Annotated in this window: 2 protein-coding genes; both read right to left on the reverse strand. The window is 69.6% G+C overall.

The annotated features are described in order from the left end of the window. The coding region (locus tag QSJ59_RS24165; protein ID WP_285762079.1) for a type IV secretion protein Rhs at positions 1–5832 on the reverse strand (5832 nt) is incomplete at its 3' end. An 83-nt stretch (positions 5833–5915) separates the two neighbouring features. Beyond that, positions 5916–9449: a LamG-like jellyroll fold domain-containing protein gene (locus QSJ59_RS24170; RefSeq protein WP_285762080.1), complete on the reverse strand. Its 3534-nt coding sequence runs from the start codon at positions 9447–9449 to the stop codon at positions 5916–5918. Between the last annotated feature and the right edge of the window lie 468 nt (positions 9450–9917).

Consider the following 9917-nt stretch of genomic DNA (forward strand, 5'->3'; position numbering starts at 1 on the left):
ACGCGCGCCCAGATGCGACAATCCGGTGGAGGCGTCCACGACCTTGCCCAGGAATCCCTTGTCGTCGGGCCACACATCCTGGGTCGCGCCGCGTTCCTCGCCGAAGGGGGTGAAGCGGCGGCGCACCGTCTCGCCGGTGGTCGCGTCCACCGCGAGCTCGGCGGTGCCGTGGTGGTCAGCTGCCAGAAACGTGAGCCCGTCCGCCTGGGTGCGCACCGCGACGGTCTCGTCGTTGTGGGTGTAGTACCGGGTACCGCTGACGGCACCGGCCTCGGAGCGCAGCTCCATGCCCGGCAGGTAGAGGGTCGTGGCCTGGGCGTCGGTACGGACCAACCGCTCGCCGGTGGGGGTGTAGACGAAGGACATCCGTCCTTCGGCCGTGTCGGCCGTGTTCAGCTTTCCCTCGGCGGTCCAGGTGAGGACCTGTTCCTCCCCCGCGATCACCCGCTTGACGGTGTTGCCGGACTCGTCGTACTCGTAGCGGTAGAGGCGGTCGCCGCCGGGGGTCTCCTCGACCACCTGGGACAGCGTGTTCGGCTGGCCGCCCTGGGGATAGCTGTAGGTGCGGACCGTGTCGGCGCTGTCGGCGGCGGCAGCGGTGGCGGCCTCGTCGGCGCCTTCCCCCTCCTGCTCCTCCCCGGCTGCGGCGGGCTCGCCCTCCTGCCCGTCGGTCGGAGCCTCTTCCACGTCGCCGACGGGGGCGGGAGACTGCTCCGCCTCCGGTGCGGTGGCCTCAGGCGCGGCCTCCTGATCCTCGGGGGCACCGGGGGCGGCCCACTGAAGCGGTCGCGGTTCGGGGACCGGGCCCGACTGGGGCGCCGGCGCGGGGCCCGGCTCCGGGGCGGGGACGGGTACCGGACCGGCGGTCTCCTGCACGGAGGGGGAAGGTGTCTGGGGCAGCGGGGAGAGGCTGGGGCTCGGCTGCGCCGACGCCTCTGCCTCCGGTGCGGGCTCCGCCTCTGCGGAAGGAGCGGTCTGCTGGGCCGCCGCGCTCGCCGCGGCCGAACCGACACCGTGGATGGTCTCGGTGAGGCGGTTGCCGGAGACGTCGTAGGTGAAGGAGTGCCAGTAGGGCTGCGGACCGCCGACGGTCTCCGTGGTGGGCTGGGTGGCGCAGACGTCGTCGCCGGTCTCACCGGTGCTCCACGCCTGGGTCATCCGCAGCAGGTAGTCGTGCTCGAAGCACTGGGTCTCGGAGACCCCGCCGGCAGGAGTGTCGGAGACCCACTGGACGGTGCCCGCGTCGTCGTAGCCGTAGCGGATATCGAGTTTGTCGGAGCCGGGGGCCTGGGTTTCGGCGCGGGAGCGCAGAAGACGACCGGTGCCCTTCTCGTAGTTGTAGGTCAGCCAGGTCGTGGGCCCGCCGCTGGAGAGTTGGTACTGAAGCGGTTCACCGGTCTGGGCGTAGTCGGTTCTGGTGACGTAGGTGCCCTCCGCGCTGCGCATGGTCGTGGGGCGTTGGAGGTCGTCATAACCGTAGAGCAGCGCCTCGGCCTTCAGCCCGCCTCCAGCGGGCATCCCCACCCCGCGGAGCGTACCGTCGAGATTGTAGGTGGCGGTGAAGGTGTAGTTGCCGGCGAGCGCCCCCTGGGAGGCGGGGATCCCGTAGACGGTCCTGGTCGGACGGTAGAGGTCGTCGCGCTCGGTCACCGCAATGCGGTATTGCTCCCCTCCCGCATGGCGGGTCTCCATGTACAGCTGCCCCTTGAGGCGGGTGTCGTACTCCCAGGCGGTGAGCCTGGTGCCGGTGGCGATGCTGCCCTCGTAGGTCGCGGTGAGCCGTCCCAGCAGGTCGTAGGCGTTGGAGACGGTGACGCCCCGCGCGTCGGTGGTGGAGACCAGTTGGTCGAAGTCGTCGTAGCTGAAGGTGCTGGTGCCCGCGTCGGGATCCACCGCCTCGATCTTGCGTCCGCGCTGGTCGTAGCGGTAGCGCCAGGTCTGGCCGGCGGGGCTGGTGACGGACTCCAGCTGTCCGGCCCGGGTGTAGGTGTAGGTGGTGGCGTCGTAGGCCCCGGTGGGGGTCGCGCCCTTGTACTGGCGCTTCTCCGTCTGCTGGCCGCGCGCGTCGGTGATGACGGTGGTGGGGATGCCGCCCTGCACCGGGGTGACGTGCACACGGTCGCCGCCGTAGGAGGCGGTGGAGCGCCACTTCTCGTCGCCGGAGACGCTTTGGATCACCGCGGTGGGCCGGCCCACGCCGTCGTAGGTGTAGCTGGTCTGGCCGTTGACGCTGCCGTTGACGACGGTCAGCAGGCTCGCCGAGGGTGCGCCCTCTGCGTAGTAGACGTCGTTGGTCTTGGCGGTCTCGCCGATGGCGTTGTAGAAGGTGTCGGTGACCAGCCGCCCGCCGTCCGGCCCCTTGGTCTGCACCTGGCGGGGGCGCAGGAAGCCGTCGTAGATCTCGTAGGCGGGCTCGTAGGACCCGTCGTTGCGCAGATCCTCGCTCTTGACCGCGACCGGCGCGTCCTTGCTGATGAGGTACTCGAAGCGCTGGCTGGGAGAATAGCCGCGGCTCCTGGAGCGGTCGGGGTGCCAGATCTGGGTGAGGCGCCCCAGGGCGTCGTAGGCGAGGTCGATGCGGCGGTTGTTGGCGTCGACCTCCGCGACGGGGACGCCGCGCTTGGGGTCCAGGTCCATGGTCGTGCGGTGCTTGAGCGCGTTCTCGCCGACGATCCTGGTGGTCAGGCCGTTGGTCTCGGTGTAGGCGATGGTCTCGGTGACGAGGCCGGCGCTGTCGCGCATCTCCAGGACCCGGCCGAAGCGGTCGTAGGAGGTCTGTTCGGCCGTGAGATAGGTCGGGGTGGTGCCGTCGTGGGAGACGAGGTTCTCGACCTTGGTGACGTCGCCCTTCGTGGGGGCGGCGCCGAAGCCCTGGCCGTCGTAGTGCTTGCGCATGTCGGAGAGGACGTCGGTGGCGCGGTCGGGCGTGGTGGTGCAGCCCACCGCGACGATCTCCACCCGGGAGGCGTGGGTGAGCATCCCGGCGGCGGTGTTGTCCGCGTAGGTGGTGCGTACGCACTGGTCGTCGGCGGTGGTGGAGACGTCGCCGAAGTCGTGGACCATCGTCTCGCGGGCGGTCTCGGGGTCGAACGTGGTGGTGGACCTGGTCTCCTGCCACCCGCCCGAGGCCAGCGCGGTGAAGGAGCGCTCGGTGGCGTTGCGCTGGAAGGTGGCCCGGCTGGTGCCCCAGTCCTCGACGCGGGTGGCGGTGTGCCGGCGCCAGGGGACGTTGACGTCCTTGTCGACGACGGCCGAGCCGTTGTAGTCGATCTCCTCCAGTTCGAAGCCGGCGAGGTCGTCGTGGTCGGTGTGCTCGGTGCCGGTGGAGTCGGTGACGGTGACGCTGCGCGTCCCGCCGCCCGGCCTCTTGTCGCCGTGCAGTCCGCGCAGGAAGGTGTGCTCGGTGCGGCCGGTCATGCTCTGGGCTCCGCCGCTGCGCACCCGTACCCTGCCGTAACCGCGCCACTGCCCCCAGGTCTGGTGCTTGGCGTCGGTCAGGCCGTTGGGCTCGTCGTGGCGCCAGCCGGCGTCGCCCAGGTACTCGTAACGGGTGTACTCCTCGGGGGCACCGCCGGTGCGGTCCTCCTCGATGAGTTCGGTGACCACGTACTTGTGGAACCAGTCGGTGATGGGGTTCTCGGCGCCCGGCGGGCTCCACTTGACCGGGTAGCAGCGCCCCGTGCTCTCCCCCGGTGTGGGCAGGGTGGTGGGGGTGCATTCACCGCCTGTGTAGTTGACGGTGATCTGGCCGCCGGTCTCGGTGTAGATGTTGGAGAGCCGGAAGCGGTTCAGGGGGGAGATGTGGTCCCCGGGCCTGTCGACGCGGTTGGGCAGCTGGATGCCGCCGAGTTCGATGGCGGGCAGGCTCTGGGTGCCGCCCACGTGCCCCGTCTCGGTGATCGTGGACAGCCACAACGTCCTGGAGCCGTCGCCGTTGTCGGTGAACAGGTGCTTGAGCGCGAAGGAGTCGACCTTGGCGTAACCGCTGCCGGTGCTGACCTGGGTGGTGATGTCGGTGAGGCGTTTGGTGGTCCAGAAGGACGGCGCGGTCTGCGCCCAGGCGCACCTGGTGTCGGCCTTGCAGTCGAGGTCGAAGGGGACGTCGGGCCAGTGGGTGGCGTTTGCCGCGGTGAGCTTGGCGGGGGCGCAGTCGAAGCTGCCGGTCTCCAGGCAGCGCTCGGCGACGGTGAAGGTGACGCGCGCCGGTGCGGTGGTGCTGTAGACCTCGCCCGCGCGCTGGCCGTAGTCGACCCGCTTGAGGTAGCCGCCACGGGTGTAGGCGGTACCGTTGCGGTCGGTCTTGGCCTCGCGGGCGTAGTGGTTGGTCTCCTTTCCGTAGTAGTAGGACATGACGTTGCCGTGCCGGTCCTCGACGTAGTCGAGGTTCCAGCGCCACGCCTGCTGGCACCAGGACTCCGCAAGGGTGCTCTTGTTGCAGGGCTCGTCCTTGTCGTCTCCGAAGACGGGGACGGTCCAGGCGGAGGCGGTCTCCTCCTTGCCGCTGCTCCACCCCGGCAGGCGGTTGAACCCGAAGTAGTACTTGATGCCCTCGACGGTGGTGACGCGCCAGTACTCGCCGTCGTTGTCGCCGTTGACGGCGCCGGTCAGGCGTTCGATCTTGGAACCGTCGTCGCTCTTGAGCCGCCAACGACCGGTGGCGTCGTCCTTGATCAGCTCGCCCGAGGAACCGCCCAGCATCATGGTGGCGTTGTCGGTGCCCCAGCACTGGTCGCCCAGCGTCTTGTGACCGTCGTCGGCGCACGCCTTGTAGCTGCGTTCGATGTAGCCGGGCTCGTAGGAGAAGCCTTCGCCGACCCAGGACCCCTGGTTGTTGGTCGCGGTGGTGCGCCCGTCCACGGCCTGGGAGGAGTAGCCCAGGTCGATGGCGGGTTCGAGTTCGCCGGGGACGCCCGGCACCTCCACCGGGTGGTTCCAGGAGAAGTCGCCGGAGGAGAGCGACACGTCCCAGTTGGAGGAGGGCGCCAGTTGCGTGGCGGAGTAGCTGCCCTGGGACGAGGAGGCGTTAGCGGCCAGTGCGTAGACGGCAGGGGCGGCCGACGGCTCGGCGGTGAACGGCGACGGGGCGCGCGACCGGGACACGGGGTCGGCGAGCACCTGCGCGGTGAGGGTGTGCTCCTCGGGGTCGTTGCCGGTCTCGACCGGGCGGGGTGTGGAACAGAGCCCCGACTGCGGGGTGTCCAGCACGCACGCGGGCAGGCGGACCAAGTCGAGCCGTGCCCCGAAGTCACCGCCGTAGGCGTCGGCGAAGTCGGAGTAGTCGAGGGACAGCTCCACGCCAGCGGGTCGGGGGTCCCCGTCGGCACGGGTGACCCGCAGCAGCAACCCCTGGACCCCGGCTGCCTTGGCGGCGTCCTGGCCCATGACCTCGACGTCCACCTTCTCCGGCCCGTCCCCGGTGGCCCCGGGGGCGGGCCGCACGGTGACCGGCAGTCCGCCGACCGACACGGGGCCGGGCTCCTGCCTGGGGAGGGGGGCGGCCCCGCCCTCCGGGGCGAAGACCCTGCCCTGACGCGGTGCTCCCGACTCGGACACCTCGACCGTCGTGACGGCGGCGGTGGGCCAGGCGACGTCGGCCGGCCCGGTGACGGCGGCCTCGTGCTCCTCACCGGGGACGCGCGGTTCGACCTTCGCGTCACTGCCGACGACCGCTGGGCCGAGGTCCTCGATCGGTGGTGCTTCGTCGTCGAGCCAGTCGGGCCTGGGCGGCATCGCCTCGGTGAGCGTGACGAGCATGATCACGGCCATGGCGGCGCTCGCGAGGCGCGCGGTCCTGCCGTGGGCACGCCTGTCGAGGGGGGCGGGGGTGGTCATCGGATTCCTCACTGGGGGAAGCGGGGGTACCGCTGGAACGTGGGGAGAAGTGGGGGCGGCCCGGCGTCCGGGCCGCCCGGGGATCAGAGGTCGGGTTGCTCCTCGATCAGGGACAGGAGCCCGATCGTCGTGATGTCGGCGGCGCCGGCGTAGACACGGACATCGTCCACCGCACCGGAGAAGTACTGGCTCCAGTCACCGGAACTGAGCGCGCGTCCTAGGCTGAGTGGCCCGGTGGCTGCCCAGGAGGTGTGCGCGACGGCGGTGTTACCGGCGAGCTGGGCGTTGACGTAGAAGCGGATCTCACGCGCGAAGGCGTCGTAGACCACCGCGAGATGGTCCCCGCTGTACTCCGAGCTGGGCTGAGTCGTGTCGTAGCCGATGGTGGTGGTTTCGGCTGTTGCCCCGTCGGAGTCGGTCAGCGCCAGTTCCCAGCGACCGAGATCAGGACTGTAGCCGAGCTCCAGCTGGTTCTGGTTCTGCCCCGCTTGAGACAGCACCGTCATCGGCTGCTCAGGCGCAGCCGAGGCAAGCCGTGCACGGACGCTGAGGGTGAAGCTTCCGTCGGTCGCGGTGGGCGCGGCCGGGACGAACGCGTGTCCGTCGGTTCCGTCCAGCACCAGGTGACCGCTGCCGATCAGCGCGGGCTCGCCGAAGTCGTCGCCCTGGAAGATCTCCGCTCCACCGGACAGGGCCAGTGGTTGCCCCTCGTTCGCCTCCGGACTGGTTCCGTCCTCGACCTCGTTGAGCGGCCAGTAGGCGACGCGTTCGGTGGGCAGGCTGTACAGGGTGTGGACCTCGTCAGCAGTGATCAGCCTGTCGAAGGCACGCAGGTCCGAGAGCGCCCCGTGGAGATGGTCTCCGAAAGTTTCGGCATCGACGAAGGTGCGCCCGATGCGTCCCTCGCTCCACAATGCCATTGGGGCGACGGAGCCGTCCGGGGACTGTATAGCGCTATGGCCGCCGTTACCGCCCTGACCTGGCCGGAAGGATGCCTCGGCTGCCTTGCGGCCGTTGACGTAGAGGGTGGCGTGTCTTCGACGGTCGTCGTTGACGACGGCCAGGTGCGTCCACACCCCTTGGACCGCACTGCCGGGAGCGGCGACGGTGAATCTCCCGGAGCTCCGGTAGTCGGGGAAGGTGATCTGCCATCCGTCGTGACTCTTGGCGTAGCCGAGCACGAAGTCCACGTCTTCGCCGCTGTCCTGGCTGAGTACCGTCTGGTCGCGGTTCGTCGCGTCGAGGCGCACCCATCCCGCCAGGGAGAAGGAAGACTCGGGAAGCCCGAGGTAGGCGCGGTCCGGGTTCAGGTAGGCGTCCTCTGTCCCGTCGAAAAGCGCGGCGGGGCTGCCGGGGCCGCCCGGCCCTGCCGTCCCGAAGGAGACCCCGGGTCCGGCCGGCGCGGGGGTGGGCGAGTACCACTCGCCCGCACCGGTGTCGGCCGCAGTAGACGATCCCGAAGCCTCGTTGAGCGGCCAGTGCGGGGCTGCGGGACGGCCGGCACTGACGAGGAACATGTAGTTGGCGCGGGTACTCACCCGCCCTGCGGCGTCAACGGCCTCGACGTAGAGACTGTGCGGCCCTTCATATTCGGGGACGAATTCGAGGGCGACGCTCGCACCGGCCCTTGTCGGGGTGAGGGTGTTGGCGGTGGACGGGTGTGTGTTGACCCCGTAACGGTAGGCAACCACATCGGTGGAGGGCGAGCTGATGGTGAAGTTCCCGTAGGAGCCCACCCCGTCGTGCCACTTGTCGTCGTCGGGGTAGGCGGTGGACCGGATCACCGGTTCGGCCGGGCTGGTCGCGTCGTAGACGAACTGGCACCGGGTCTGGTCACCGTCCCAGCTCCATCCCGACCAGGAGTGTCCGTCGTGGGCGCGCACGATCCAGCCGATCACGACGTTCTGCGGGATGTCGGCGGGGATCTGGTAGTAGAAACGGGAGTTCGCGGCCTTGTAGGACGTGGTGAACTCGCGGCGCTGCTCCACTCCCGCGGCGTTGTTCCAGAACACTCGGAATTGGGCGCGGACCTGCTCGACGTTGGCGGAGGAGTGGTCGGGGTCGCGCAGGTAGGCGGAGATGCGCGGCGGCTCGTCCACGTAGGGGCGGCTCGCCCCGTACACGCAGGCCCCTCCGGGGCTCAGTTGCAGGTCGGACTGTTTGGGGAGGGTGGGCGCGGTGTTGTAGCGCACCTCCAGTTGGGCGTTGTCGCAGAACCGCTTCCACTGCGTGTAGTCGGACTCACTGTCGGCGCGCAGACCGAAGGTGGTGGTCGCCCACTTGCCGGCGGCCGCCTGGGTGACGGCGGCCGTGGCGTTGAACCGGGCGTTCTGGTTGGTGGTCGTACAGGAGCCCGCGGTGTTCTTCGGGCTCTTGGTGTCCAGCAGCGAGCTCCAGGCCGGCTGGTTGTTCCAGGTGGTGGACGAGGTGATCGCGCCCGTGCGGTAGAGCCTGACCGGCTTGGCCGTGGTGTTGTAGGTGTGACGCAGGGTGACCGCGAACTCCGCCGACAGGATCTGCTTGCCGTGGTAGGCCGAGGTAGGGAGGCCGTAGAGGACGCGCTTGGTGCCCACCCCGTTGCAGTAGTAGGGGTCTCCGCTGAGCTGGGGGCAGCGGCCCGTGCCCTCGTCCTTCTTCCCGGCGAACTTCCAGAACTTCTGGCTGGGGTAGCCGCTGGACACCATCGCCCAACTCGACCGGGTCGCGGTCTTCCACACCGGGTCGATGTAGACGGGATAGACGGTGTCCTGCGCGCCGAGCAGGTCGGCGTCGGGGGTGAGCACGAGGTCGTCCCCCGCGACTTCGACGCCGACCTCGGCGAGCTTGGAGCTCTCGGAGGGGCCCTCGACGAGGTCGGGATCCTCGGCCTCGACCACAGCGCGCTGCGCGGTGGTGGCTCCGGCGTCCTGCTCGCTCTGTTCCACGGCGCCCGAGTCCCACATCAACGGGACGGGGGCCTCGAAAACCGCTCCCCCTGCTCCGGTGTCGACGGCTTCGAGCCCGCCCTCGGGCCGCTCGCGCACCTCGACGCCCGAGGCGTCGATCGCCAGACGGATCAGGGCGAGATCGGGGTGCTGGGCGGCCTCGGCGCTCTCGACCACGAGGACGTGGGAGACACCGTCCACGTCGGCGCGCAGGATCAGGTCGACCCCGGGCAGGACCGCCTCGTAGACGGCCCGGGTTCCTCCGATCCGGGGCTCGGGGAGTTCGCCCGGCCAGTCCAGGGCGAGGACCTTGCCCGCCCGGGACAGCCGGGCGAGCGGTCCACTCCCGCCGGTGGACAACGACAGTCCGACGGTGGAGGCCTTGGGGCCGATCGTGCCGTCGGCGTGCTCGACGAGCGTGGCATCGGTGTCCACCCACGCGCCGGCACGCAGGACGCGCACCGGCTGGGTGTGCTCGATGGCGGTGAAGGTGCCGTCCGCGTTGGCGTAGACCTCGCGCCGCTCGGCGCGCAGCGTCTCGACCTCGACGCGCTCTCCCGTGTCGGCGGCCTCGGCGAGCGCCTCCCGCTCGTCCGAGGAACGCGCCTCCTCCGCTGTCGCGGGGGAAGCGCAAAGCAGTCCCCCCACCAGGGCAGACGCCATCAGGGCAGCACTGAAGCGCACAACGCGCATGGGCACATCCGATCCAGCATCGTAGAACAACACCCGAACCGAACCGGACAAACCCGGCGGTTTTCTAAATTCGAGCTAAAAGTAGCGGAAGCCTCAGAAGCTTTCCAGCCGGTTTCACATCACAGTGGTCGAGCAGCGAAGAGGGCGAAATCTCTGGTTTAACGCTCTGAGCTGGCTTTGGGGCCTTCAAACCGAAGGTCACCGGAAAGTCCCATGACCCGCTGTCCGAATCCGGCCACCCTTCCGTTCGGCTTCGGGAACGAGCGCCCGCGCGCGGAGCACCGAACGGCGGGCCACTCGCCTTCCCACAACAGAGGTGTCGACGCTTGGTCGTTGCGTGTCCGTCATGAGAGGCGCGGAGAGTTACGGAAAATCCAGTCGATCCACTGGGAACAGCAGCGGAGCGCAGGGAACACGCAAGGGCTTTGGGCTTGGCCGCAGCGACCCTGTGGGCGCGAAACCCAGGCC

The sequence above is a fragment of the Nocardiopsis ansamitocini genome (assembly GCF_030268225.1).
Classification (GTDB): domain Bacteria; phylum Actinomycetota; class Actinomycetes; order Streptosporangiales; family Streptosporangiaceae; genus Nocardiopsis_D; species Nocardiopsis_D ansamitocini.

Coding starts and splice junctions, on each gene's coding strand:
- QSJ59_RS24170 (WP_285762080.1), bottom strand. CDS start 9,449: ATGCGCGTTGTGCGCTTCAGTGCTGCCCTGATGGCGTCTGCCCTGGTG.